Below are 26,128 nucleotides of genomic sequence, written 5' to 3' on the forward strand. Positions count from 1 at the left end.
CGATGAAGGACGTGGGAGGCCGCGATAGGCCTGGGGGAGCTGTCAACCAAGCTGTGATCCCAGGGTGTCCGAATGGGGAAACCCGGCATCAGTCATGTGATGTCACCCGCACCTGAACACATAGGGTGTGTGGGGGGAACGCGGGGAAGTGAAACATCTCAGTACCCGTAGGAAGAGAAAACAAATAGTGATTCCGTGAGTAGTGGCGAGCGAAAGCGGATTGAGGCTAAACCGGCGGCGTGTGATACCTGTCAGGGGTTGCGTGGTCGGGGTTGTGGGACCCTGCTCAACAGACTGACATCTGTTGGAGAAGTTACAAAGCCAGTGGCTAGTCGAACAGTCTGGAATGGCTGACCGTAGACGGTGATAGTCCGGTAGGTGAAAGCTGCTGGTCTTCTGTGGGTGTTCCCGAGTAGCGGCGGACTCCTGAAATCTGCCGTGAATCTGCCAGGACCACCTGGTAAGCCTAAATACTTCCTGGTGACCGATAGCGGACGAGTACCGTGAGGGAATGGTGAAAAGTACCCCGGGAGGGGAGTGAAATAGTACCTGAAACCGTTCGCCTACAATCCGTCGGAGCCTTGCGGGGTGACGGCGTGCCTTTTGAAGAATGAGCCTGCGAGTTAGTGGCATGTGGCGAGGTTAACCCGTGTGGGGGAGCCGTAGCGAAAGCGAGTCTGAATAGGGCGTTTTTAGTCGCATGCTCTAGACCCGAAGCGGAGTGATCTAGCCATGGGCAGGCTGAAGCGCGGGTAAGACCGCGTGGAGGGCCGAACCCACCAACGTTGAAAAGTTGGGGGATGACCTGTGGTTAGGGGTGAAAGGCCAATCAAACTCCGTGATAGCTGGTTCTCCCCGAAATGCATTTAGGTGCAGCGTCGCGTGTTTCTTGCCGGAGGTAGAGCACTGGATGGTCTAGGGGGCCCACAAGCTTACCGAAATCAGCCAAACTCCGAATGCCGGTAAGTGAGAGCGCGGCAGTGAGACTGCGGGGGATAAGCTTCGTAGTCGAGAGGGAAACAGCCCAGATCACCAGCTAAGGCCCCTAAGCGTGTGCTAAGTGGAAAAGGATGTGGGGTCGCATAGACAACCAGGAGGTTGGCTTAGAAGCAGCCACCCTTTAAAGAGTGCGTAATAGCTCACTGGTCAAGTGGTTCCGCGCCGACAATGTAGCGGGGCTCAAGCACACCGCCGAAGCTGTGGCATTCACATTTTAACTTCGTGCCTCCTTGATGGGGTATGCAGGTGTGTGGATGGGTAGGGGAGCGTCGTGCCGGGGGTGAAGCAGCGGGGTGACCCAGTTGTGGACGCGGCACGAGTGAGAATGCAGGCATGAGTAGCGAAAGAAGGGTGAGAAACCCTTCCGCCGGATGACCAAGGGTTCCAGGGCCAGGCTAATCCGCCCTGGGTGAGTCGGGACCTAAGGCGAGGCCGAGAGGCGTAGTCGATGGACAACGGGTTGATATTCCCGTACCCGCGAAAGAGCGACCCTGACGAACCTCGTTGTGCTAACCACCCGAACTGCCGGCGGTCTTCGGACCAATGGTGGGGAGCGTGGGAACCTGGCGGGTAGTAGTCAAGCGATGGGGTGACGCAGGAAGGTAGCTGAGCCCGGCCGGTGGTTGTGCCGGGGTAAGCGTGTAGGCCGGCGTGTAGGCAAATCCGCACGCCACATAGGCTGAGACGTGATGCCGAGCCGATTCAGGTGAAGTCAGTGATCCTATGCTGCCGAGAAAAGCCTCTAGCGAGTTCTTAGCGGCCCGTACCCCAAACCGACACAGGTGGTCAGGTAGAGAATACCGAGGCGATCGGGCGAACTGTGGTTAAGGAACTCGGCAAATTGCCCCCGTAACTTAGGGAGAAGGGGGGCCGGAGACGTGAAGCCCCGCGCGGGTGGAGCGTTGTATGGCCGCAGAGAGCAGGGGGAAGCGACTGTTTACTAAAAACACAGGTCCATGCGAAGAAGTAATTCGATGTATATGGACTGACGCCTGCCCGGTGCTGGAACGTTAAGGGGACCTGTTAGCTCTCACGAGCGAAGCGGAGAACTTAAGCGCCAGTAAACGGCGGTGGTAACTATAACCATCCTAAGGTAGCGAAATTCCTTGTCGGGTAAGTTCCGACCTGCACGAATGGCGTAACGACTTCCCCACTGTCTCAACCACAGGCCCGGCGAAATTGCATTACGAGTAAAGATGCTCGTTACGCGCGGCAGGACGGAAAGACCCCGGGACCTTTACTATAGCTTGACATTGGTATCTGAATTAGCTTGTGTAGGATAGGTGGGAGCCGGTGAAGTCCATACGCCAGTATGGGTGGAGGCAATCTTGAAATACCACTCTGGTTGATTTGGGTATCTAACTTCGGACCGTTATCCGGTTCAGGGACAGTGTCTGGTGGGTAGTTTAACTGGGGCGGTTGCCTCCTAAAGGGTAACGGAGGCGCCCAAAGGTTCCCTCAGCCTGGTTGGCAATCAGGTGTTGAGTGCAAGTGCACAAGGGAGCTTGACTGTGAGACTGACAGGTCGAGCAGGGACGAAAGTCGGGACTAGTGATCCGGCACTGGCATGTGGAAGCGGTGTCGCTCAACGGATAAAAGGTACCCCGGGGATAACAGGCTGATCTTCCCCAAGAGTCCATATCGACGGGATGGTTTGGCACCTCGATGTCGGCTCGTCGCATCCTGGGGCTGTAGCAGGTCCCAAGGGTTGGGCTGTTCGCCCATTAAAGCGGTACGCGAGCTGGGTTTAGAACGTCGTGAGACAGTTCGGTCCCTATCCGCCGTGCGCGTAGGATACTTGAGAAGGGCTGTCCCTAGTACGAGAGGACCGGGACGGACGAACCTCTGGTGTGCCAGTTGTCCCGCCAGGGGCACGGCTGGTTAGCTACGTTCGGAAGGGATAACCGCTGAAAGCATCTAAGCGGGAAGCTCGCTTCAAGATGAGGTATCCCACCCACATTTGTGGGGTAAGGCCCCCAGCTAGACGACTGGGTTGATAGGCCGGAAATGTAAGCCCGGTAACGGGTTCAGTTGACCGGTACTAATAGGCCGAGGACTTGACTACTAAGCTGCTACGCGTCCACTGTGCAACTCTGAACAAACCACCACCCATGTTGTTGGGTTGGTTGACATGTTCATAGAGTTACGGCGGTCATGGCGGAGGGGAAACGCCCGGTCACATTCCGAACCCGGAAGCTAAGCCCTCCAGCGCCGATGGTACTGCACTCGGGAGGGTGTGGGAGAGTAGGACACCGCCGGACAATCTTCCAATTCAGGGCCACCCCCAACCGGGGTGGCCCTGAATTGCGTTGCCCCCCGGAAAACACCACGACGGACCGCCTCGGTCTCGTACCGTCGAGCCGGGACCGTCGACGCACGATCGCCCGCCGGCTCGGCGGCGCGAAACGTGACGTGCCGTACGCCGGGACCGTGATCGGGTCCGACCGCACGGGGTACAGGAGTGGGCATGGAGATCGGAATCATCGGGTCGGGGCACATCGGGGGCACCCTCACCCGTCGTCTGCGTTCACTCGGTCACGACGTCGCGGTGGCCAACTCCCGCGGGCCGCAGAGCCTGACCGACCTCGCCGCCGAGACCGGCGCCCGGGCGGTGTCGGTGGAGGAGGCCGTGCAGGGCGCCGAACTGGTGGTCATCGCGATCCCGCTGAAGGCGGTGCCGCAGCTCCCCGCGGCGCTGTTCGACGGCAAGCTGGTGGTCGACGCCGACAACTACTACGCCCAGCGGGACGGGGACATCCCCGAGCTGCTGGACCGCAGTCTCAGCTCCAGCCGCTGGACGGCCGATCACCTCAAGGGCGCGCGGGTGGTGAAGGTCTTCAACAACATCCAGGCCGCGCACCTGATGGACGAGGGTAAGCCGGCGGGTACGGCGGGCCGGATCGCGCTGCCGGTGGCCGGTGACGACGCGGACGCCAAGCGGATCGTGATGGAGCTGGTGGACGAGCTGGGCTTCGACCCGGTCGACGCGGGCACCCTGGACGAGAGCTGGCGGCAGCAGCCGGACACGCCCGTCTACGGCACCGACCGGGACGCCGACGGCGTACGCGAAGGGCTGGCCGCGGCACGGCCGTGAGAATCATGGGAAAGGCCCCGCCGGATACGTCCGGCGGGGCCTTTCCGCGTCTCGTGGATCAGTCGTCGCCCGGCTTCGGGGCGCAGATGAACCGCGGCTCGGCGTCGTAGCGCCAGCTGAACTTCTCCCGCTTGAACACCTTGCCGTCCTTCTTGATGACCCGGAACGCGTCCTGGGCGAACCCGACAGCGCCGGCGGCGGCGATGCAGGTCGGACCCGGCGTCAGGTAGACCGTCTTCGGCTGGGTGATGTTGCGGCGCGGGCCGTACTCGGTCTTCACGCTGTCGTAGATCTTGGTGCTCCAGATCGAGACGGTGATCGAGTTGGACGTGTACGACGTGTCGATCAGGACGCCGTACGGCGTGTTGTTGCGGAACTTGAAGTCGAGCTGAGGCCAGTAGATGGTCGACTCGATCACCGCCGGGTAGCGGCTGAAGTAGAACGAGTGCGGCTTGTGCTCGACGTCCTCCAGCCCGGCGTAGTAGGTGGCGTTGAACAGCGTGGTGGTGAACTGGGAGACACCGCCGCCGACGCCCGGCACCAGCTTGCCGCCGACGATCGTCGGCGCGTCCTTGTATCCCTGGTCGTAGCCGCGTTCGCCGGTGTGCCCGTTGAGCGAGAACGTCTCGCCCGGCTTCACCAGCGCGCCGTCCACGTCCTTCGCCGCGCGGACGATGTTCTGGCTGCGCGGCGACGAGAGGCCGCCGGTGAATTGAGTGGTGAACGTCGACACCCGCTCCTTGATGCCGAGCTTCGCCAGCTCCGCCTCGGTCAGCTCGGGGGTGGCCGGCTTCAGCTCGGCGGTCACCGTACGGCCCTCGGTCTTCGGCAGCACCGCGAGCAGCGCCGGGCCGAGCGCGGCGGCGTCGACCTGGCGTCCGGGCTTGCTGGGCAGCACCTTCGGCTTGCCGCCGCTGATGGTCAGTCCGGCGTCCCGCGGCTCGACCTCGAGCTTCGTCAGCCGGTCCCCCAGTGCGGTACGCAGCCGCTTGACGTCGACCTTCGGGGTGAGCGTGCCGGCGTCGTCGGCGGAGAAGCGCAGCGACCGGGCGATGGCGGCGGGCGGGACGGTGACCGAGCCGCCGTCGGTGGTGAGCGTGACCGGTGCGGCCACCGCGGGCCGGGCCAGCTCGGCGACGAGCCGGTCCACCTCCTCGCGGGTGGTGGCCGGCCACTTCTCGACGAGCGGCACGGTGACCGGCTCGGCGGCCAGCCAGCCGGCCTTCACCACCGAGGTGGCGCCATCGGTGTCGATCGTCAGCGCCGGCTTCGGGTAGACCGGCTTCGGTGTGGTCCCGGTCCAGATGATCGCCGGCATGGTCATCTCACGCCCCTGCGCGCCCATCACCTTGCGCAGGGCCGCCCCAAGCTTGGCCTGGTCGACGGTCACCACCGGCTCGACCGCCCGGGAGCCGACGAGCCGGCTCACCGCGTGCGCGTCGGCCTCGGCAGCCGCCGCCACCGTCGCGTCCACGTCGATGGCGAGCCCCACCTCGGACGGCTTCAGCTCGGCCTTGTTCTCACCGACTGCGACCGCGAGCGGGGCGTCCAACTTGTCGGCCCGGCGTTCCAGCTCGGCGCGGAGCGCCTGGGCCGCCTCCGCGCGGCTCCGCCCGCCCAGCTCGGTGCCGAGCACCGTGGTGCCGCGGGGCACGTCACCGGCGTACGCGTAGGCGCCCAGGCCGACGCCGCCGGCGAGCACGGCCGCGACGATCCCTCCGGCCAGCAGCAGCCGGGCCCGTCGCGAGCGTGTCGGCTTGGCCGCGCCGCCTCCGGGTGGTGTGGCGACCGGCTCCATCTCGACGCCGGGCCAGCTCACCGCCGCCACCTTGATGGTGGGACGGTCGTCGGCAGCCGGCATCTTCTCGCCGTACATCGTCACTGCAACCTCGATCGGAAGTACACGCGGGGACCGCTTCCCCCGCGGGAGACACCTACGGTAACCAACGCTCGGGCCCGCCGGGAGTGTCCGGTCCGGCGGTCGTGTCGGTTGACCGCCGGTGTCGCACCGATCACCCGTTTCGGGGCGGTGCCGCGGTGCGGATCGTGGCACGGTGAGCTGGTGCGGACACAGGATCGGGTGCCGGCGTACGGCGGCGGATGGCTGGACCGGGCGGCGGCGCGGCGCGCCGACGCGGACTGGCTGGCCGAGCGGCTGACCGACCCGGCGAGCGTCGTGCTGCCGCTGTGGCGGGACCGCTGCCTGGTCGACGGGGACGGCCCGGTCCGGCTCACCGGTGAGCGGGCGTCGACCGTCCGGGCCGCGGCGGGCGAGACCGTCTTCCTCGGGGTCGACGGGGACGCCGCGGTGTTCGCCGTCGACCTCTCCGCGCTGGGTGAGCGGGCCGCCGTGGAGGCGGCCGCCGCGACACGGGCGGCCGACCTGCGGGCGCTGGCCGGCCGGCTCGACCCGGCCGGGGCGGCCGTCCAGGCGTACGCCCGGGGGTTGCTGCTGTGGCACCGGCAGCAGCGATACTGCGGCGCGTGCGGCGCGGCGGCGGTGGCCGGTGGCGGCGGACACGTCCGGACCTGCGCGGACGCGGAGTGCGGGCGGATGCTGTTCCCCCGGATCGAGCCGGCTGTCATCGTGCTCGTCGAGGCGCCCGGCCCGCCGGGGCGCTGCCTGCTGGCCCGGCACGCGGGCGCGGCCGAGGGGGCGTATTCGACGCTCGCCGGCTTCGTCGAGGTCGGTGAGAGCCTGGAGGACGCGGTCCGCCGGGAGCTGGCGGAGGAGGCGGGGGTGACAGTCACCGACGTGACCTACCAGGGGTCGCAGGCGTGGCCGTTCCCGGCCGGCCTGATGGTGGGTTTCCGGGCCGTCGCCACCTCCGAGCAGGTCCGCGTCGACGGGGTGGAGCTGCTGGAGGCGCGCTGGTTCACCCGGGCGGAGCTGCGGGAGCGGATCGCGTCCGGTCGGTCGCTGGGCCGGGTGGACTCGATCGATCACCTGTTGCTGGGTGACTGGCTGGGCGCCGAGTCGCCGGCACGGCCATCAGCAGTGTCGTGACCACGGCCGTGGCGAGGGCCGCGACGACGAGACCGCCGACGGTACGCGGACGCACGATCGCGGCAACGGTCACCAGCGCGCCGGTGCCCAGCCACAGCGGTGCGGCCGGCCACCTGACGCCTCCGGCGAGACGGTCGTTGAGCAGAACGAACGTCACCGCGTAGAGCGCGCCGACGGCGGCGAACAGCGGCGCGTACCGGCCGAGCGCCGTGTAGTCGGGTCCGCCGACGAGCCGGAAGGCCAGCCCGCCGGCAACTGCCGACGCGCCCACCAGGACCAGGCCGCAGGCACCCGTCACCGCGAGCGCGACCGTGCGGCTGCGGCGGTCCCCGCGGGCCAGGCGTGGCAGGGCGAGGACGGCGGCGACCTGCGGCGCCCAGAGCGCGCCCTTGGTCAGGACGGTCCCCACCGAGTACGCCCCGGAACCCGACGGCGGCAGCAGTTGCCGGGCCAGGAGCAGATCGGCGTAGGAGACGACGAGCATCGCCAGCGTCGCCCCGCACCCGGCGGTCACCTGGGCGACGGTCAGGCGCGGGGCGGCCGAGGGACGCCGGGGCGTACCGGTGAGCCAGGCCAGCGCCGGTGGCGCCAGCGCGGCGGTGAGCGCACCGATCGCGAGCGCGCCGGTCAGGCCCGCGCCGAGCAGCAGCCCCACGATCACCCCGCCGTAGCGCGCGGCGGCCAGCAGCGCCATCGCGGCGGCGAGCCGCAGGAAGCGCTGACCGCCCTGCAGTTCGCCGAGCGAGCGCGACGAGAGCACCACCGAGGCCGTGGTGACGGCCAGCAGCGCGGGTACCACCGCCGGCAGGTCCAGCGCGGCGACGAGCACAGGCGTCGCCACCAGCAGTGCCCCCGCGCAGAGGGCGGCGGTCAGCACGGTGAGCCGCCGGGTGTCGGACGGGCCGTGCCGGGCGTGGTGCACGGCGACCGCGAGTTGCAGGCCGAGCCCCGGCACACCGGCGATGGCCACGAGGCCGAGGGCGGTGGCGAGCGCGCCGAGGTCGTCCGCGTCGAGCTTCCGGGCGGCGAGTACCGGCACCAGGTAGGCCAGGCCGTTGACCAGCACACCGGCGAGCGTGACGGCGACGCCCGCCGCTCCCAGCCCGGTCCTCCGGCCGTCCGCCGGCTGCGGGCCCGGCCGGCCCTCGCTCACGTGATCTCCGAGACGCGGGACGCCGGGCCGTCCTCCGGCCCCGGCGCGACGTCCGGTGCCGGCCGCCCGTCCGAGTCGGGCTCGGCGCGACCGTCCAGGTTCGTATCCGGCTCGGCCTCGCCGTCCGGCCCTCGGCCGGCGTCCCGGTCCGTGGCCGGCTCGTCGCGGTCCGGCCCCGGGCTCGGGCCCGGCTCGGTATCGCGGTCCGCGTCTCGGTCCGGACCCGGCTCGACGTCGAGGTCCGGCCATCGGCCCGGACCCGTGCCTGGACCGGCGAGGGCGGCGGGAGCGGCGACGGCCGCGGCGGCGAGGGCAGGGACGGGCGTCGGCTGCCCGGCCGGCTCCGGCGTCCGGGGGGCCGGCACGGCCGGGGCCGCCGCCGAGGCGGGCCTGATCCGGCGTACGGGCCGTCGGCGGGCGGTCGTGGAGAGCCAGAGCGCGCCCAGGGCGGCGACCGTCAGGAGTTGCGGCAGCACGTCGGTGTGCCGGTCGCCCGATTCCAGATAGACCCACCCGGCCAGCGCCACGAGCGCGCCGGGGAGCCACGTCTCGGCCGCCCGGGCGATCCTCCTGACCCGCCGGGGGTCACTGGTCCACGGCAGGCGACGCGGCCCGGGTACGGCGAGCATGAAGCCCGCTGCGACCAGCAGGGCGCCGAGCAGACCGCTGTGGAGCACGAGCGCGGCGGCGCCGACTGCGAGCAGCGGCAGCGAGCGGGTGAGCCGTCGCCGGGCCGCCGGTGCGACGACGACCGCGCGATCCCCGGCGGGCCGGCGATCGGGCAGCACCGCGAGCAGCACCACCACCGCCAGCAGGACGCCGCCGAGCAGCAGACCCATCCGGTACGGGGTGTCCGGCGTGAAGCGCAGCACCACGTCCCCGGAGACACCGGCGGGAAGGATCCAGCCCTGCTGCCAGCCGTCCACCACGAGCGGGGTGAGCGTCGTGCCGCCGATGGTCGCCTGCCAGCCGGTGTTGGTGTTCTCCCGCACCGCGAGCACCCGGTCGACGGAGTGCTCGGACACCCGTACCCGCCGCTCGGTGGCCGACCAGGAACCCACCTCGATCTCGCCGGCGGTGGCCTCCGCGGCGGGCGTCGCGGTCCGTGGCGTCAGCGCGACGCGGGTGGCGGTGGCGAGCGTGCTCGCGGTGGTGACGAGGCGGTGCTCCCCGCTGCCCAGGTCGAGCTGCTTGGGCGTGGTCCGGCCGCAGGCGGTGACCGGCATCTCGCGCAGCTCCAGCAGGTCGCGGACGGTGCCGGTGAGCGTGGTGGTGATCCGGGACGAGCCGACCTGGAGCGTCGGGCCGGACCCGCAGGCCAGCTTCAGCGGCGTCTCCGGGCGGGGTGCGACAGTGGTGCCGAGGGGCAGCACCGTCACCTCGCCGACAGCGATGGGCAGCGGCTCGGGCAGCCGCAGGCCGTACGGGTCGGTGCTGGTGGCGGACGGCTTGTCGAGGAACTGGATGGTGATCGAGTCGGTCCGCATCGGCGGGTCGAGCGTGAGCACGCCGTCGTTGGTGAGCAGGTTGCTGCGGAACCCGTCGTTGCCGACCACCCGGACGCTGCCGATCCGGGTGGCGGCGGTCCCCTCCTCGACGGTGAACCGGATCCGGCTGATGACCTGCGGTTCGAGCCAGGTGAGGCGCAGGATCGGCGCCTCGTCGTTCAGCGCCGGTGACCAGCTCGTGGCCGGGTCGCCGTCGAGGACCGCGCCGGGCCGGCCGGCCGGGTCGGGCACCGCCGTCGAGGACGCGGTGACCTGCGGCGCGAGGCGCAACGGCTGAGCGTCGGCGACCAGCTTGTCCAGAGCGGCGTTCAGCTCCGGGCCGGGCGTCGGCCGCGCCCACAGCTTCGCGTCGTACGTTCCGGCCACCGGCAGCGTGAAGGTGCGGTCGATGGTGGAGGCGTCCTCCGAGCCGCGGATCGCGTCGGTGGAGCAGCGGGGGCGGCCGTCGACGGTGAAGCAGGCGGGCGTGGACGGGGCCGCCGACACGACCACGCCTGCGGGCTGGTCGGTGGCGGGGGCGGCGGGCAGCTGGAGGGTCCGGCTGGTCTGGACACCTGGGATCTTGATCTCGGTGATGCCGACCGTCTTGTTGCCGAACGGGCGCAGGTCGAACGCGGCGTCCACTGATACCTCGACCTTGCGGGTGGCGTGCACGCCGGGCAGCTCGAAGACCATGTGGTCACCGAACTGCTCGACGGTGCGGCTCTCGTACCCGGCGGTCACGGTGACTGTGGTGGGCAGGGCGTCGGCCTTCAGGTCGAACCAGACCTCCACCCGGGTGACCCGGGTCGGGTTCGCGAGGTTCACCTCGATCCACTGCCTGTCGCTGCGCGAGTGCGGCGCCGACCGCCAGGACGTGGCGGTGTTCCCGTCCATCGCCGCGTACGGCTGGTATTCGGGCCGGGTGCCGCCGGTCGCGTCGATCTGGGAGCGGGCGGTGGAGGCGCGGATCCCGCTGATGCCCTCGAAGCGCGCGACAGTCGACCACTCCGGCCCCCAGTCGGGCAGGTAGTCGTGCGCGGGCGCGGACACCGCGAAGGTGTCGTCGGCGGTGAGCGTCTGGGAGGAGTTGTCGCGCAGCCGGCCGAACGAGACGTCGCGCCTCCGCAGCCCGTCGGTCATCACGACCCGCCCGGTGGTCTCACCGGCCTTCGCGTCGCCGGCCAGGATCGTGGGCGCGGCGCCGAGCTGGCCCGAGGCGGCCAGGTCGAGCAGCGACTCGGGACCGCCGACGACGGTGGTCACGTCGTCGCGGTCGTACGCGACCACCGGCTGGACGGGCCGGTCCACCCGGTACACCTCAAGTGCCCGTCCGGGCACGTCCAGGCCCTGGTCGCGGAACTCGTCAGGGGCGTCGGAGCCGCCGCGTACCGGGCCGAAGGACACCACGCGGGTCAGGCCGGGCGAGCGTTCCAGCGCCTGCCGGACGACCGCGGGGCGGGCCGTGTCCGAGCGGCCGTGGTCGAGGTCGGCGCGGAACAGGACGTGGCTGATCCCGGAGCGGGCGAGCAGGTCGGCCAGGCCCGCCGAACCGGCGCCGGTGGCGAGCGTCGACTCGATCGCGTCCAGCAGCCGGATCGTGGCGGGCGGGGTGAACGGGATGGCGTTGCGGACCGCCCACCGGCTGTCCAGCAGCGGCTGGGCGATCTCGTCGGTGGTGCTGCCCCAGTCGTACGCGGGGAAGCGCGCGCCGGGGACGACGAGGACCCGCCCGCGTCCGGTGTTCGCGTCCAGCCAGTCGGTGGCGTCGTGCCAGTAGCCGGGCACGTCCTTCACCGCCCCCGGGGTGGCGAGGCCACCGGCGAGCGCCGGTGAGGCGACGCCCGCGACCGCGACCATCGCCGTGCCGGCGGTGAGCCAGGCCCGTGCCGTGGCCCGGCCACGACGCTGCTCGGGGGCGGTCCGGGCCGCGCGTACGGCGAGGCTGACCAGGTGCGCCAGGCCGAGCGCCAGCGGCAGGCGCAGCAGCACGTCGAACTTGTGCACGTTGCGCAGCGGGGCGCCGATGCCGTCGAGGAACTGCTGCTGCGGCCCGGCGAGGATGTTCGGCAGGTCGCCGGTGTGCCCGAGGCCGACGAGCGCGACGCCGAGCAGCAGACCGGTGATGAGGAACCGGCGGTGCGGCATCCCGCGCCGGGACAGGCCGAGCACCCCGAGCGCGGCCACCGCCAGGGTGGCCGCCACAAGCAGCGTGTCGTTGGCCAGCCGGGCGCCGGCCGGGATGTTCGCGCCGAACGGGGACGCCAGGTACGCGACCCAGTAAGAGGCGCCGCGTAGCGTCGTCACCGCGTCGGTGACGCTGGTGGTGTTGCGGGCGGTCTCGATGTAGTCCAGGAACGGCGGGCTGTACCGGCCGAGGACCAGCAGCGGGATCAGCCACCACGCGGTGGCCAGGGCGACCGCGCCGCACCAGGCCGCGAGGGCGGTGACGCGGCGGCGCAACGGCCGGAGCGTGGCGAGCCAGAGCAGGGCGAGCGGCACCACGGCGGCGACGGCTGTGGCGTTGACGCCGCCCGCGCAGGCGACGGCGACCGCCGACCCGGCGACCGCGCGGCGCAGCCGGGCGCCCCGGGCGAGTCCCACGAGCGGGATGAGCACCCACGGCGCGACGGCGCTGGGCCAGGACTCCACCGACGACCAGCCGAGCTGGGTCAGGATGCGCGGGGACAGCGCGAACGCGACACCGGCGATCATCCGGCCGGCGGGGCTGCCGATGCCGAGCCGGCCCGCCAGCCGCACCACACCGAGGTACGCGACGCAGAACAGCAGCGCCCACCAGAGCCGCTGGACGATCCACGGCGCGATGCCCAGTTCCGTCCCGAGCAGGAAGAACGGGCCCATCGGCCAGAGATATCCGTACGCCTGGTTCTGGAGCTGGCCGAACGTGCCGGTGGGATCCCACAGGTGCAGCGAGCGCAGCAGCCACCCCGCCGGATTGACGTTCAGGTCGACCTTCGTGTCCGGTACGACCTGCCCGGGCGCCTGCTGGAAGGCGAGGGCGGTGAGCGCGAGGCAGATCGTCAGGTGCCGGAACCGCCGCGCCGTCTGCCGGGCACGGCCGGTCTCCCGGGCGGGGGTGTCCGTCCCCGTCGGCGACGTTGTCGTCCCGTCCGCACGCATTTTCGGCTCCCGTCTCCGCCGGCCGTACGCGCACCTGCAACATGACGCGTGTCGCGCGACGTTATCCGGACCGGACGCGCAGTGGCGACCTGGGGGCGCGGCAGGGCGTTATCAGGAGAACGGCCGTCCCCACGGCGTGTAAGCGTGTGGCAGGCTGCCGACCATGTCAATGCCACAAGCAGCGGCCGAGACGCATCCGGCAGCCGTCGGCGCGGAGGACGACGGACCCGGACCGATCGGTCGCTGGATTGCCGCCGACCGCGTCCGCGCGGTCGCGATCGCCCTCATCGTCGTGTCCGTCGCGTCGCGCGCCGGGCTGGCCGCCCGTGGCTGGTTCTCGCAGGACGAGTTCGTCATCGCCGCGCAGGTGCTCGACACCCGGCTGGACCCGGACTACCTGCTGGGCACGTTCAACAACCACCTCATGCCGGCCGGGCTGGCGGTCGCGTGGCTGATGGTCCGGGCGGCCGGTTTCGCCGGCTGGCCGTGGATCCTGCTGCTGGCGGCCGGGCAGGCGGCGGTCGGGATCGCCCTCTACCGGCTGCTCCGTGACCTGCTGCGGCCCGGCTGGGGGCTGCTGGTCCCGCTGAGCCTGTTCCTGTTCAGCCCGCTGACGCTCGAGGTGTCGTCGCTGTGGCTGGTCGGGCTGCTCGTCCTGCCGCCGCAACTCGCCCTGGTCCTCGCGGTGGCGGCCCAGGTCCGGTACGTGCGCACCGGCCGTAGGCGGCACCTCGTCCTGGTCGCGTTCTGGCTGGTGTTCGGCCTGCTCTTCGACACCAAGGCGCTGCTCATCGTGCCGCTGCTGTTCCTGCTGACCGCGTTCCTGTTCACCAAGGGCCGCGCGTGGCGCAGCCTGGTGAGCACCGTCGTGCGGTTCTGGCCGGCGTGGCTGATGCTCACCGTGCTGTCCGGGGCGTACCTGGCGTACTACCTGACCCGCCCGGCCCGGGGACTGGACGAGCCCACCTCGGTCGGGCAGGTCTTCTCCTTCCTCGGCGACCTGATCGGCGACACGGTGGTGCCGGGCCTGCTGGGCGGGCCGTGGCGCTGGACGTACGCCGGTGACGGGCCGCCGCTGTCCGACCCGTACGACATCGCGAAGTGGCTGTCCTGGGCGGTGCTCGCGGCGCTGATCGTGGTCACCGTGCGGCGGCGGCCGTCCGCCGGGCGGGCCTGGCTGCTGCTCGCCTGCTACCTCGGCCTGGTCGCGGCGCTGTTCGCGGTGACCCGGCTCGGCGGGCCGCTCGGGCCGCTGGTCGGCGTCGTCCCCCGGTACGTCGCGGACGTGGTGCTGGTGGCCGCGATCTGCGTCGGGGTGGCGCTGCTCGGGATGAAGGACAACGACGAGGACGACGTGTCCGCGTGGCCGCTGCCGACCGTGCTGCGGGAGCCGGGCGCCTTCGCCGTCGGCCTGGTCTCGATGGTGGTGCTGCTGGCGACCATCGGCGTGGGCACGCTGTGGAGCACCGCGCGGTTCGGCGACAACTGGAGCACCAAGCACGGGCGGGACTACCTGGCCACCACGCAGGCCGAGCTGGCCGCCGCACCACCGGGGACCGTCTTCTTCGACACGATCGTGCCGGACCGGGTGGTGGCCGGGTACTTCTGGCCGGACAACCTCCAGTCCCACTTCTTCCGTCCGGCGGAGCGCCGGCCGACGTTCGTGACGATGAGCGAGAAGCCGTCGACGTTCGACGAGAACGGCCGGATCCGTCCGGTGGTGGTCGAGGGACGCAAGGTCGCGCCCGGCACCGTGGAGGGCTGCGGGCACCTGGCCGAGGGTGGCCGGACCACCCGGATCCCGATGGACGGCTACCTGGTCGAGTGGCCGTACGTGGTGCACTTCGGCTACGTCAGCTCCGGTGACTCGACGGCGGTGTTCAAGCTCGGCGACGCCACCCGCGAGATCACGCTCAAGAGCGGGCTGAACGACGTGTTCTTCATGGTGGAGGGCGCCGGGTCCGCCGTCGAGCTGACCGTGAACACGCCCGGAGTCAGGTTGTGCACCAACCTGATCACCATCGGCCGGGCGGTGCCGAAGCCGTAATGACCGGACGTCCCGCCGAGGGCGGCGGCCCCGCGGTCCGGCGGTGGCGGGAGGCGCTGCCGCTGTACCTCGTGGCGGTCGTCGTCACCGCGTTGATCCTGGCCCCGCTCGCGGCGCCGGGCTACGCGCTGCGGTACGACATGGTGTTCGTCCCCCGGCAGCCGCTGAGCTGGGATCTGGTGGCCCCGGCGCAGAGCCTGCCCCGGGCGGTGCCGATGGACGCGCTGGTCTCGCTGGTGACCCAGCTCGTGCCGGGCTGGGTGGTGCAGCGGGTGGCGCTGGCCGGTGCGGTCCTGTTCGCCGCCGTGGGCGCCGGACGGCTGGTGCCGACCGAGCGGCGTGCGGTGCAACTCGTCGCCGCCGTGGCGTACGCGTGGACGCCGTACCTGGCCGAGCGGCTGCTGATCGGGCAGTGGGGGCTGCTGCTGGCGTACGCCGCACTGCCGTGGCTGGTGCGGGCGGCGCTGGACCTGCGGGCGGGCCGCGACGGCGCGCTCGCCCGGGTGGTGCTGCTCGCCGCGCCCGCCGCGATCACCCCGACCGGCGGCCTGATCGCCCTGGCGACGGTGCTGGTGCTGACGGCGGACCGGGCCCGGCTCCGGCTCTCCGCAGTCGCGGTGGGCGGTGTCGCGCTGCTCAACGCACCGTGGATCGTGGCGGCCCTGGTGACCGGCGCGGGCGGCACGTCCGACCCGGCAGGTGTGGCGGCGTTCGCGGCGCGCGCCGAGAACTGGGCCGGCCCGCTGGTGGCGCTCGCGGGCACCGGCGGCATCTGGAACGTGCAGGCCACCCCGGCCAGCCGGTCCGGCACGCCGGCCCCGCTGGCGACCCTGGTGCTCGTGGTCCTCGCCGTGGTCGGCGCCGGCCTGCTGCGGCGCCGGCTGCCGGCGGGCGCGGCGGTACGGCTGGGCGTGCTGGCCGGCGGCGCGTACCTACTGGCCGCCCTCGCCGTGCTGCCCGGCGGGAACACGGCGCTGAGCTGGGCGGTGGCGCACGTGCCGGGCGCGGGACTGCTCCGCGACGGGCAGAAGTTCCTCGCGCCGTACGCCCTCGTGCTGGTGGTGTGCGCGGCGCTCGGCGCCGAGCGGCTGGTGGCCCGGATCGACCGGGAGGTCGGCGGGATCGTGCTGGCCGGGCTGCTGCTCCTGCCGTTGGCCGCGATGCCGGACCTGGCGTTCGGCGGGGCCGGCCGGATCAGCCCGGTGCGCTACCCGGCGGACTGGCAGGCGGTCGCCGAGCGCCTGCCGGACGACCCGGGTGAGATCCTCGCCCTGCCGCTGACCACCTACCGGGCCTATCCGTGGAACCCGGGCCGGGTGGTGCTGGACCCGGCGCCCCGCTATCTGCCGGGAACCGTGCTCACCGACGACACGCTAGTGGTCGACGACGTCGCGGTGGCGGGCGAGAATCCGCGCCTGCGCGAGGTGCGCCGGGTGCTCGCCGAGGGACAGCCGGTCTCGGCCACCGGCGTGCGCTGGGTGGTGGTGCAGCACGGTACGCCGAGCACAGTGGACCCGGCCGTCCTGGCCGGTCTCGACCTCCGGTACGAGGGGGAGTCGCTGAGCCTCTACCGGAACCCGGCCGCGTCGGGCTCGCCGCAGCGAGCCGGATCCGGTCGCTGGCTTGTCGTGCTCGCGTGCGGAACTGCCGTTCTGGTGGTCATGGCTGCCGCCTTTTCGACCCTACGCCGGCGAGCTACTGCGTGGTAACGTCCGCTCGCACGTCTCACCACTGGAGGAATGGCATGCGTAGAGCTCTAACCCTTGTCGTGTCCGGCCTGGTGGCGGCGTTGCTCGGGGTCCTGGCCCTCGGCGGGCTCTCCGCCGCCGCGACCGCCACGGCGGAGGAGGCCGCAACCGAGGCGCGTAACGCCTCGGAGGCGGCCAAGCGGGCCGGGAAGCAGGACCCGTACGCCCCCGAGGTCTACGGCAACAGGTAGGACGGGTCGCCCCGCCGCTGCACCCGGCGGGGCGAGTCCGCGGTCTCCAGCAGGGTCGCGAAGCGTTCCCCCGCCACCGGCCAGGTGAAGTTCGCCGCGTGCCGCCGGGCCTGAGCGCCCATCTCCTGACGCATCTCGTCGTCGTGCAGCAGCGCGCGCACCTTCGCCAGGTAGTCGTCGATGTCGTCGGCCAGCAGGCCGGTGCGCCCGTCGACCACCGCCTCCGCGACGCCGCCCGCCTCCCGGAACGCCACTGTCGGCGTGCCCGCCGCGCCGGCCTCCACGATCGTCAGCCCCCAGCCCTCCTTGAGCGACGGCGTCAGGGCGACCCAGGCCGAGGCGAGCAGCGCGGCCTTCTCCTCCTCCGTCACGAAGCCCCGGAAGTCGACCCGGTCGGTGATGTCCAGCTCGTCGGCGACCTCGCGCAGGTGCGACTCCCACCAGCCCTGACCGGCCACCACCAGCCGGAGCTGGGGCAGCTCGTCGGCGAGCGCCGCGACCGCCCGCAGCGCCACCTCCACCCGCTTGTGCGGCACCAGCCGGTTCAGCGTCACGAGCAGCGGGAACGGTGCGCGCCCGGCGTCGGTGCGGGGCAGCTCCGGCGTGCCGTTGTAGACCACCGAGACCTGCTCCGGCGGTACGCCGAGGGTGGCGAGTTCGCGCCGGGTCGCCTCGGACACGGTGACGTACCGGCAGCGCCGGTAGACACGTACCGCCAGCGACGACTCGACCCACCAGCCGAACCGGGCGGCCCACTGCGGCAGGACCACCGGCCACTGCTCGCGGTGCACGTGGTGGATCAGCTTGACCACCGGACGCCGGGCCCAGAGCGGGGAGAGGAACGGCAGGCCGTTGCAGACGTCGACGAGGATGTCCGGCCGGCCGCCCCGGCGCGCGGCGAGCGGGCCGAGGCCGAACGCCCCGGCCAGGTAGCAGAGCGCGGCCCAGAGGTAGACGGTGTGCCGGCCGCCGCGACGGACGAACCGGATGCCCTCGTCGTTGACCTCGTCGGCGGGAGCCTCGCGGTGCGCGGCACAGAACAGGGTGGCGCGGAATCCGCGCGCCACCAGCTCGGCGGCGATCCGTTCCACGTACACCTCGGAACCGCCGCCCTCGGGGTTGCGAGTGTCTCGCCAGTTGAGGAACAGCACGTGTCCGGGCATGCCGAAGCGACGCTCCACGCGAACCCTACTCTCAAGTAATTTAGCGGTGCGCGTCACATTAAGGGCTGGGCCTGCGCCCGGCAATGCCCCGAGCGGCGGCGTTGAGCCGCCGGGCGTCGTCGGATGACGCTCGGTGTTCGGCTGGTGACCGCTAGGCGGGTGCCGCGACGTCCGGCGTGGTGGCCGGGACGTCCGGCGTGGTGGCCGGGACGGCCGGTGCCCCCGCCGCCGGTCCGCGCCCGGTCGGCCGGCGGCGGCTCTGCGTGCCGAGCGTCTGGAGAGGGCGCTCGACGCCGTAGTAGCTGGCCGCGGCGTACATCAGTCCGAAGACCATGGTCAGGGCGAAGACGTTGACGAACTCGCCGGTGAACAGCGGCCGGTCCTCGAGCAGGTAGATCAGCTCGATGACCAGCGGGTGCCACAGGAACAGCCCGTACGACACGTGGCCCATCCACCGCGCCGACCCGGTGCTGAAGACCTCCTTCGCCCGGGTCGGACCGCCGAACGCCACCGGGATCGTGATCAGGACGGCGATCAGGAGGTAGAGCGCCATCTTGGTGCCGAACTCGACGGCGGTCGGGCTGGTCAGGTCGCGCGGGCCGGCGATCGGCGTCGTCGCGATCGCCATCACCGCGACCGCGGCACCCCAGCAGGCGAGCGGCGCCGAGGCGAGGTCGTCGAGCACGCGGAAGGCGGCCGGCGCGGTGCCGGTCCGCAGGGCCACGTGCGCCGCGGCCAGCGCCATGCCACCGCCGAACCAGGCGCCGTACGAGGGGAACCACATGGTGTGCAGCGCGCCGTCGAGCCAGCCGGCGCCCATCATGGCGATCCACGCGACGGTCAGCAGCGCGCCGGAGGAGGCGAGCAGGACGGTGCGGACGGGACGCCAGGTCCGGCCCACGGCGAGCACCGCGAGCAGCGGCAGGAGCAGGTAGAAGACGACCTCGGTGGCGAGGCTCCAGGTCTGGCTGAGCCCGTGGCGGAGCTGGCCCGGGCCGTAGATCTGGGTGAGCGTGAGGTGGCGCAGCCAGTCACCGGCCGACACCGGGTGGTTGCCGGGCAGGACGACGAAACAGACCACCACCGCCAGCCAGTACGCGGGCAGGATCCGCAGCGCCCGGCGCCAGAAGTACCGCTTGGCGCGGGGCCGTGGGCGTCCGGTGGCGACGGTGAGCGCCCAGGGGCGGAACAGCAGGAAGCCGGAGAGCACGAAGAAGATCGCCACGCCCACGTCCAGGCGCGCCAACCAGCCGCCCCACGTGGTGTTCATGGTGACGGCGGTCTGGAAGCCGACGTGGTGACCGACGACCGCCACCGCGCCTATCGCTCGCAGCGCGTCGAGGGCGGGAAGACGGCCCGTTACCGGTGGCTCCGGGATTGTTGGCGTGGTGGCTGTGGACATCTGGACATCCAGGGGGTCGCTTTTGCAGGTGACTGGGGAGTAACCTCCCGCCAATGCTAAGGATCGGGTGCCCCGGACGACAGACCGTAGGGCGGCAGGTTACAGGAGGATGAGTGAAGCTTCGCGTGGGCGCCGCGCTCTTCGGGCTAGGTGTCTTGTTGCTGGTCTTCGCGGCCGGGCTGCCGTTCTACGTGGCCCCCGCCGTGACCAAGCTGCCCTATGACCTGGAACCAACGACGTCCGTCGCGGAGGCGAAGGGCGCGAAGTTCCTACAGATCAAGTCCGAAGCCGGCGGCGTGAGCATCGACGTGCCGCAGGCCGACCTCGTGTCCAGCGTCGAGGTCATCCCGCAGCCGGAGGACACGAAGGACCGCTTGCCCAAGGAGCTGAAGGGCGACGCGGTCATCTGGAACGTCTTCCAGACGGTCAAGCGCGGCGACAACCAGGATGTGATCAGCCAGTACAGCACCGAGCTGGCGCTGTACCGGATCTCCGGCGCGGCGGCGCCGTGGGACGAGCAGTGGCTCAACGAGTCCGGCGCGCAGCAGACCCCGGTCGGCAACGTGCGCTACTCGGGCCAGATCTACAAGTTCCCGTTCGGCACCGGCAAGCGTGACTACCAGGTGTTCGACCGTGACCTGAAGAAGACGGCCCCGGCGCGGTTCACCGGCACGGAGAAGATCAAGGGCGTCGAGACGTACCGCTTCGAGCAGCGGATCGAGAACGAGCCGCTGAACACCCCGGAGGACAGCGTCAAGACGCTGCTGGGCAAGTTCGCGCCCGGCGCGACCAGCGGCCAGGTCGTCTACAGCAACACCCGTACGCTCTGGGTCGACCCGGTGACCGGCGCCTACGTCAAGGTCCGCGAGCAGCAGTACAAGGAGCTGCGCCCGGACACCGGCGCCCCGACCGTGCTGCTGGACGCGGACTTCAACTACAACGACGCCACGATCAGCCGCAGCGTCGAGACGGTGAAGGACAACCGTTTCAAGATCGGCCTGATCAGTGTCTGGGGTCCGATCATCGCCGGCGTGCTCGGCCTGATCGCCCTGATCGCGGGCGTGTGGCTGGTGACCCGGCCCAAGGGTGACGGCAGCGCCCGGCACCGCGCGGACGCGCCGACCTCCGACCCGACGCCTACCCGCGTGGACCAGGAGCCCGTGGGTGGCCCGCTCGACGACGAGATCCCGCCGGCGTCGACGAACTGGCGGTCCGACGATCCGTCGGTGCCGGCCCAGCGTTCGGGCGCCGGTGAGGTGGAGCGCCGCTGACCGGTACGCCGGAAGCACGACGGAGGGGTGGGCCGCGATGCGGCCCACCCCTCCGTCGTCAAGATCTCCCATGCGGGCGAACCTACTTTACATTCGTTACTCGATTGTAACGGCGAGATGTCCGGTGACTTTCCGTCGCGCTCACCGTCATCTATGCCCGGTTTGCCGCGACATTTCGCCCTCCACGCCCTGCCTGGGCAGGGATTTCGTGACGCCTGGTCACCTCTCTGTCTCAACCCGGTGTTACCGCCGGGTAATCAGGGGGTTGTGAGCTGCACCGCATCGGGTGCACGATCAGGCTCGATCGTTACCCGTCGGTAACAGAGGACGGGCCCGGCGCGGGCCACCGGTTCCCCACCGGCCGCCGCGCACATTCGTTCGAGGAGGAACCCCGTGCAGAATCGGCTCGACAACCAGGGTCGTACCCGGTGGCGGCGGTTCGCCGCCATGATCGTGCCCACCACGGCCGCCGCCGGTGCCATCCTGTTCGGCATGTCGACCGGCGCCATCGCCTCCGACATCACCGTGTCCGGGCAGACGTTCAAGATCGGCGCCGACCGCCTGGAGGGTGAGGGCTTCAAGCAGTACGGCGGCATCGTCCGCGAGAAGGGCGAGGACGGGAAGGCCGGCGCGACCCGCCCGGTCGCGATGGCCGAGATCAGCAGCGCCGAGCTGTACAAGCTCTGCCAGTCCGTCCGCGCCGACCTGCCCGGCCTGCCGGTGGTGCTCACCATCAACGCCGGTGAGGGCAAGGACCCCGCCCGGGCCAAGGACCTCGTGATCGCGATGGACTCGCTCGAGGGCAACGCGACCTTCACCAACATCAAGATCGGACGCGACGCCAGCGACCTCAACCCGACGGCGCAGCGCGGCTCGTTCGGCCAGAACTCCGACCGGGTCACCATCCGTGACCTGAAGCAGGTCTCCCGCTACACCACTTCCTCGACGTTCAACCTGGTCGGGCTCCGCCTCAAGGTCAACGTGGGCGACGACGCCAAGGGCAAGGAGTGCTTCTGAGCTGAGCACGGCCCGCGGTGGCCGACCACCGCGGGCCCGCCCGATCGATCCCGTCCCCGCTCCGCCAGGAGGAGTACGTGACAACCGTCGACCCGTCCCACGCCCGGCTCGGCACCGCGGCCCGGGCATGGCGTACCTTCCGCCGCTGGCAGCGGAGCCGGCCGTTCTGGGGCGGCCTGTTCATCATCCTGGCCGGGGTGGAGATGCTCGCCTCCACCCGGTTGACCCTCAACGGCCTGAGCTTCAGCAGCGGCGCCACCGGCCTGCTCTCGCTGCTGATCCCGGGCATCCTCGTGACCTGCGGGGTGCTGCTCTGGCTCAGCCCGCCGCAGCGGCTGTTCTACTCGATCGTCGCGGCGATCACGACCGTCTACTCCCTGATCGGGCTCAACCTCGGCGGCTTCTTCGTCGGCCTGCTGCTCGGCATCGTGGGCAGCGCGCTCGCGTTCGCCTGGGTGCCGACCCCTCCGGCCGGTCCCGCCGGTGCGGCCGCCGACGAGCGCGACGCCGAGGCGGACGCCGAACCCGGCACCGCTGCGGACGCCGAGCCCGGCACCGCCGAGGACGCACAGCCCGTGGACACGCGGCCCGAGGACACGCAGCCCGCGGACGAGCGGCCGACCGTCGAGGTGCCGGCCGGCGTACGGCCGGCCGTCGAGCAGCCGACTGCCGAGCGGCCGGGCGGGGAGCGGCCGGTCCCTCGGCAGTCGGTGAACGGGCAGGCGGCCGGATCCGACGGCGGCCCGCCGGAGTGGGCGGGGCGTTCGGCGGACCCGCGCGCCTTCGGCATCGTCCTCGTGGTGCTCGGCCTCGCCACCGCCGGCCTCGCCGTACAGCCCCGAGCGGTGCAGGCCGCCGCCCCGAGCAAACCCGCCGCCAGCGCCTGCCCGTCGAAGCCCGCCACGCCGACGCCCGGCGCGAGCGCGCCCACGGCGACGCCCACCCCGTCGCCGAGCGCGAGCCCGACACGGGAGGGCAACATCATCACCGACTTCTTCGAGGGGATCGGTGACCTGTTCAAGGGCAGCAGCAAGAAGAGCGAGACGCCGTCGCCCACACCGACCGCGAGCGGATCGGCGGCCCCGACGAGCAAGCCGGCGACCCGGCCCGGATCGACCGAGTGCCCGGCGCCGGGCAAGCCCGGCAAGGTGGACCCGGCGAAGCCCGGCAAAGTGGAACCCGGCAAGCCCCTGCCGCGTATCGCCGCCGACCCGAGCCTGCCGAAGGTGGGCCAGACGCCGTCGAAGCTCACCGGCTCCAAGGTGACCATGACCGGGCTGCGGTTCGAGGGGATCACCGACCTCCAGACCGAGCAGGGTGCGCTCAAGGTGCTGAAGTTCAGCATGAAGGAGGCGGTGACCGACGACTTCCTGCTGGTCGCCGACGGTCCCAGGGGCCGCACCCAGCGGTACGCGACCGACCGCCTCACGGTCCGCGACGACGTCGCGTTCTACTGCACCCGGTTCGTCGGCAAGCTCGCCGGTATCAAGCTGACGCTGACGCCGGACCTGCCGTTCCCGGACGGCCTGCCGGTCACGCTCCCCATCCCGGTGACGTTCACCGACCCGGTCATCGACCTGGCGTACGTCACCAGCAACACGCTCACCGGCCGGCCGACGTTGCGGCTGACGCTCGGCGCCTGACCCGGCGGGTGCCGGCGGGACTCCCCGTCGGCACCCGCAACCGGCTCAGAGCCGGGCCAGCGCCTTGCGCAGCGGGTCCAGCCCCAGCGAGCCCAGGTCGAGCGCCTGGCGGTGGAACTCCTTGAGGTCGAAGTCGGCGCCCTTGCGGGCCTTCGCGTCCTCGCGGGCCTGCAACCAGATCCGCTCGCCCACCTTGTACGACGGGGCCTGACCGGGCCAGCCCAGGTAGCGGTTCAGCTCGAAGCGCAGGTTCTCGTCCGGCACCCGGCAGTGCGCCCGCATGAACTCCCAGCCCAGCTCCGGCGTCCACCGCTCGCCCGGGTGGAAGCCGAACGGGTTGTCCTTCGGGATCTCCAGCTCCAGGTGCATGCCGATGTCCACGATGACCCGGGCCGCGCGCAGCGCCTGCCCGTCGAGCATGCCGAGCCGGTCACCCGGGTCGTCGAGGTAGCCCAGCTCGTCCATCAGCCGCTCGGAGTAGAGCGCCCAGCCCTCACCGTGCCCGGAGACCCAGCACAGCAGCCGCTGCCAGCGGTTGAGCAGGTCGGCCCGGACGGCGGTCTGGGCGACCTGGAGGTGGTGACCCGGCACGCCCTCGTGGTAGACGGTGGTCACCTCCCGCCAGGTGGAGAAGTCGGTGATGCCCTGCGGCACCGCCCACCACATCCGTCCCGGCCGGGAGAAGTCCTCGCTCGGGCCGGTGTAGTAGATGGCGCCGTCGCTCGTCGGCGCGAGGCAGCACTCGATCCGGCGCACCTGCTCGGGGATGTCGAAGTGGGTGCCGTTCAGCTCGGTGATCGCCCTGTCGGCGAGCGCCTGCATCCAGTCCCGGAACGCCTCCTTGCCGCGTACCGTCCGCGCCGGGTCGGCGTCGAGCGCGCGTACCGCGTCGTCGACCGAGGCGCCGCGCCCGGCGATCCGCGCGGCCACCGCGCGCATCTCGGCCTCCAGCCGGGCCAGCTCGGCGAAACCCCAGGCGTACGTCTCGTCCAGATCGACCTTCGCGCCGAGGAAGTACTGCGAGGCCAGCTCGTAGCGCTCCCGCCCGGCGGCCTGCTTCTCCCGGCCCACCGGCGCCAGCTCGGTGCGCAGGAACTGCCCGAACTCGGCGGTGGCGGCGGTCGCTGCGGCGGCGCCCTTGCGCAGCTCCGCGCCGAGCGCGCCGTCCGCGTCGATCCGCTCGACCAGCCCGTGGAAGAAGTTGTCGCCCTCCGGGTCGACCCAGACGTCGCACTGCTTGGCGACCTCGACGAGCTGCACCCGCGAGCTGACCCGTCCCGCCGCGGCGGCCTCGCGCAGCGTGCGCTTGTAGCCGTCCAGCGCGGACGCGAAGCGGTTGAGCCGTGCGGCCACGTTCGCCCGGGCCTGTTCGCCGTCGGTCGGCATGAGGTCGAAGACCATCCGGATCTCGTGCAGCCCGCTCGCGATCACGTTGACCTCGCTGCCGGTCTCGCCTGCGTCGTAGCGGGCCAGCTCCAGGCCGAGGCGCTCCTGCATGGCCTCCTGGGCGGTCCGCTCCGCCTCGGTCTCCGCCTCGGTCACGTCGAGTTCGCCGAGCGTGCGGCGGGCCAGGTCGGCGCGCGCCGCGTAACCCTCGGGCGACAGGTCGTCGAGCTGGTCGTCGTAGCCGGCGATGCCGACGTAGGTGGCGCCGGTCGGGCTCAGCGGGGCCCACTCGGCCACGTACCGGTTGGCGAGGTCATCGATTCGTCCCACGAGGCGACCCTACGTGACCCCGCATCCGGAATACCGCGCGACTTCGTCGTACCTCTGCGGCAGAGTGTCAGGGGTGAACGTCGAGATCACTCCTGACCGCGCGCCGGCGCGGAGCTGGCTGCCCGGGTTCGTCGCGCTCGCCGCCATCTGGGGTTCCAGCTTCCTGTTCATCAAGGTCGGTGTCACCGAGCTGCACCCCGTGCACCTCACCCTCTACCGGGTGGCCACCGGTGCGCTGACGCTGCTCGTGGTGCTTGCCGTGCTGCGCGACCGGCTACCCCGCGACCCCCGGGTCTGGGCGCACATGCTCGTGGTGGCCGCGTTCGGCGTCGCGGTGCCGTTCACGCTGTTCGGCTACGGCGAGCAGCGGGTCGAGTCGATGCTCGCGGGCATCTGGAACGCCACCACGCCGCTGATCGTGCTGCCGCTGGCGGTGCTGGTGTTCCGCACCGAGCGGCTGACCGTCCGGCGTGCGGTCGGGCTGGGGCTGGGCTTCGCCGGCGTGCTCGTGGTGCTCGGCGTCTGGGAGGGCGTGGGCGGCGCCCACTTCGTCGGCCAGCTCATGTGCTTCGGCGCGGCGGCCTGCTACGGGCTGGCGATCCCGTACCAGAAGAAGTTCGTCGCGGGCAGCGCGTACTCCGGGCTGTCGCTGTCGGCCGCCCAGCTGCTGGTGGCGACCGCGCAGCTCGCGCTCGTCGCGCCGTTCGTCGGCACGCCGCCGTCGCCGACCGGCCTCTCCCCGCGCGTGATCGCGAGCGTGCTGGCGCTCGGCGCGCTCGGCACCGGGCTCGCCTTCGTGATCAACATGCGCAACATCCGGCTGGCCGGGGCGAGCACGGCGTCCACCGTGACGTACCTGATCCCGGTGTTCGCGGTGCTCGTCGGCGCGGTGGTGCTCGGCGAGCGGATGAACTGGCACCAGCCGGTCGGCGCGTTCGTGGTGCTCGTCGGCGTGGCGGTCGCCCAGGGCCTGTTCGGGCGGCGTCGCCCACGCCCGGAGGCGGTGGCGCCCGCAGTCCGCGCCGTCGAGCCGGCCACCCGGGGCTGAC

At 71.3% G+C, this 26,128-nt stretch carries 14 protein-coding genes, 2 rRNA genes and 1 pseudogene (1 of these 17 cut by a window edge); 11 read left to right on the plus strand and 6 right to left on the minus strand.

What is annotated here, in order from left to right:
• The 3 genes from FHX31_RS31185 to FHX31_RS31195 all read left to right on the plus strand — a co-directional run.
• Positions 1–3,064, plus strand: a 23S ribosomal RNA gene (locus FHX31_RS31185) (it extends 46 nt beyond the left edge of the window).
• A 79-nt stretch (positions 3,065–3,143) separates the two neighbouring features.
• A 5S ribosomal RNA gene (gene rrf / locus FHX31_RS31190) occupies positions 3,144–3,260 on the plus strand.
• Between the two features lie 206 nt (positions 3,261–3,466).
• A complete protein-coding gene (locus FHX31_RS31195; protein WP_184977647.1) occupies positions 3,467–4,093 on the plus strand; it encodes an NADPH-dependent F420 reductase in 627 nt (208 codons plus the stop codon).
• A gap of 58 nt (positions 4,094–4,151) precedes the next feature.
• Here FHX31_RS31195 and FHX31_RS31200 read toward each other — a convergent pair whose 3' ends face one another.
• Positions 4,152–5,969 (minus strand): VanW family protein, encoded by a 1,818-nt coding sequence (locus FHX31_RS31200; protein WP_184977883.1) that lies wholly within the window; start codon positions 5,967–5,969, stop codon positions 4,152–4,154.
• A 300-nt stretch (positions 5,970–6,269) separates the two neighbouring features.
• Here FHX31_RS31200 and nudC point away from each other — a divergent pair.
• Positions 6,270–6,953 (plus strand): annotated as a pseudogene (nudC, locus tag FHX31_RS31205) (NAD(+) diphosphatase); the annotation flags it as partial.
• Positions 6,954–6,969: 16 nt separating this feature from the next.
• Here nudC and FHX31_RS32925 read toward each other — a convergent pair.
• Together FHX31_RS32925 and FHX31_RS31210 are read right to left on the minus strand one after the other, a co-directional pair.
• Positions 6,970–8,253, minus strand: a complete 1,284-nt coding sequence (locus FHX31_RS32925; protein ID WP_013289080.1) for a lipopolysaccharide biosynthesis protein — start codon at positions 8,251–8,253, stop codon at positions 6,970–6,972.
• The gene (locus FHX31_RS31210) at positions 8,250–12,881 is read right to left on the minus strand and encodes an alpha-(1->3)-arabinofuranosyltransferase domain-containing protein (RefSeq protein ID WP_184977649.1); all 4,632 of its coding nucleotides are present in this window, start codon (positions 12,879–12,881) and stop codon (positions 8,250–8,252) included. The genes FHX31_RS32925 and FHX31_RS31210 overlap by 4 nt, the downstream gene beginning before the upstream one ends.
• Before the next feature lie 169 nt (positions 12,882–13,050).
• Between FHX31_RS31210 and FHX31_RS31215 the strand changes: the two genes are divergently transcribed.
• The 3 genes from FHX31_RS31215 to FHX31_RS31225 are packed head-to-tail and all read left to right on the plus strand — an operon-like array spanning position 13,051 to position 16,867.
• Positions 13,051–14,928: a hypothetical protein gene (locus FHX31_RS31215; protein WP_374539165.1), complete on the plus strand. Its 1,878-nt coding sequence runs from the start codon at positions 13,051–13,053 to the stop codon at positions 14,926–14,928.
• Entirely contained in the window at positions 14,928–16,637 is a 1,710-nt protein-coding gene (locus FHX31_RS31220; RefSeq protein WP_123110602.1) for an MmpA family trehalose lipid delivery protein, read from the plus strand. Before FHX31_RS31215 ends, FHX31_RS31220 begins: the two co-directional genes overlap by 1 nt.
• Before the next feature lie 35 nt (positions 16,638–16,672).
• Positions 16,673–16,867, plus strand: a complete 195-nt coding sequence (locus tag FHX31_RS31225; protein ID WP_013289076.1) for a hypothetical protein — start codon at positions 16,673–16,675, stop codon at positions 16,865–16,867.
• On the opposite strand, the gene FHX31_RS31230 is transcribed toward FHX31_RS31225, so the two are convergent.
• Both FHX31_RS31230 and FHX31_RS31235 read right to left on the minus strand, forming a co-directional pair.
• Positions 16,852–18,030: a glycosyltransferase family 4 protein gene (locus tag FHX31_RS31230; protein ID WP_085983664.1), complete on the minus strand. Its 1,179-nt coding sequence runs from the start codon at positions 18,028–18,030 to the stop codon at positions 16,852–16,854. The two genes, FHX31_RS31225 and FHX31_RS31230, sit on opposite strands and share 16 nt — an antisense overlap.
• A 151-nt stretch (positions 18,031–18,181) precedes the next feature.
• Positions 18,182–19,432 (minus strand): acyltransferase family protein, encoded by a 1,251-nt coding sequence (locus FHX31_RS31235; protein ID WP_091330609.1) that lies wholly within the window; start codon positions 19,430–19,432, stop codon positions 18,182–18,184.
• A gap of 113 nt (positions 19,433–19,545) precedes the next feature.
• Here FHX31_RS31235 and pgfA point away from each other — a divergent pair, with 113 nt between their 5' ends.
• The 3 genes from pgfA (at position 19,546) to FHX31_RS31250 (ending at position 23,363) form a co-directional block, all read left to right on the plus strand.
• Positions 19,546–20,703 (plus strand): cell envelope lipid trafficking protein PgfA, encoded by a 1,158-nt coding sequence (gene pgfA, locus FHX31_RS31240; protein ID WP_013289073.1) that lies wholly within the window; start codon positions 19,546–19,548, stop codon positions 20,701–20,703.
• Between the two features lie 393 nt (positions 20,704–21,096).
• Positions 21,097–21,720, plus strand: coding sequence for a DUF6230 family protein (locus FHX31_RS31245; RefSeq protein WP_013289072.1), 624 nt, complete (start codon positions 21,097–21,099; stop codon positions 21,718–21,720).
• A gap of 77 nt (positions 21,721–21,797) precedes the next feature.
• Positions 21,798–23,363, plus strand: a complete 1,566-nt coding sequence (locus tag FHX31_RS31250; protein WP_123110636.1) for a DUF6114 domain-containing protein — start codon at positions 21,798–21,800, stop codon at positions 23,361–23,363.
• Positions 23,364–23,408: 45 nt separating this feature from the next.
• Here FHX31_RS31250 and FHX31_RS31255 read toward each other — a convergent pair whose 3' ends face one another.
• Positions 23,409–25,079 carry a DUF885 domain-containing protein gene (locus tag FHX31_RS31255; RefSeq protein ID WP_091330610.1) on the minus strand — a complete coding sequence of 557 codons (1,671 nt, stop codon included), beginning with the start codon at positions 25,077–25,079 and terminating at the stop codon, positions 23,409–23,411.
• Positions 25,080–25,152: 73 nt separating this feature from the next.
• Between FHX31_RS31255 and FHX31_RS31260 the strand changes: the two genes are divergently transcribed.
• Positions 25,153–26,127 carry a DMT family transporter gene (locus FHX31_RS31260; RefSeq protein ID WP_184977650.1) on the plus strand — a complete coding sequence of 325 codons (975 nt, stop codon included), beginning with the start codon at positions 25,153–25,155 and terminating at the stop codon, positions 26,125–26,127.
• Position 26,128 lies beyond the last annotated feature (1 nt).

The sequence above is a fragment of the Micromonospora sp. CNZ286 genome (assembly GCF_014207755.1).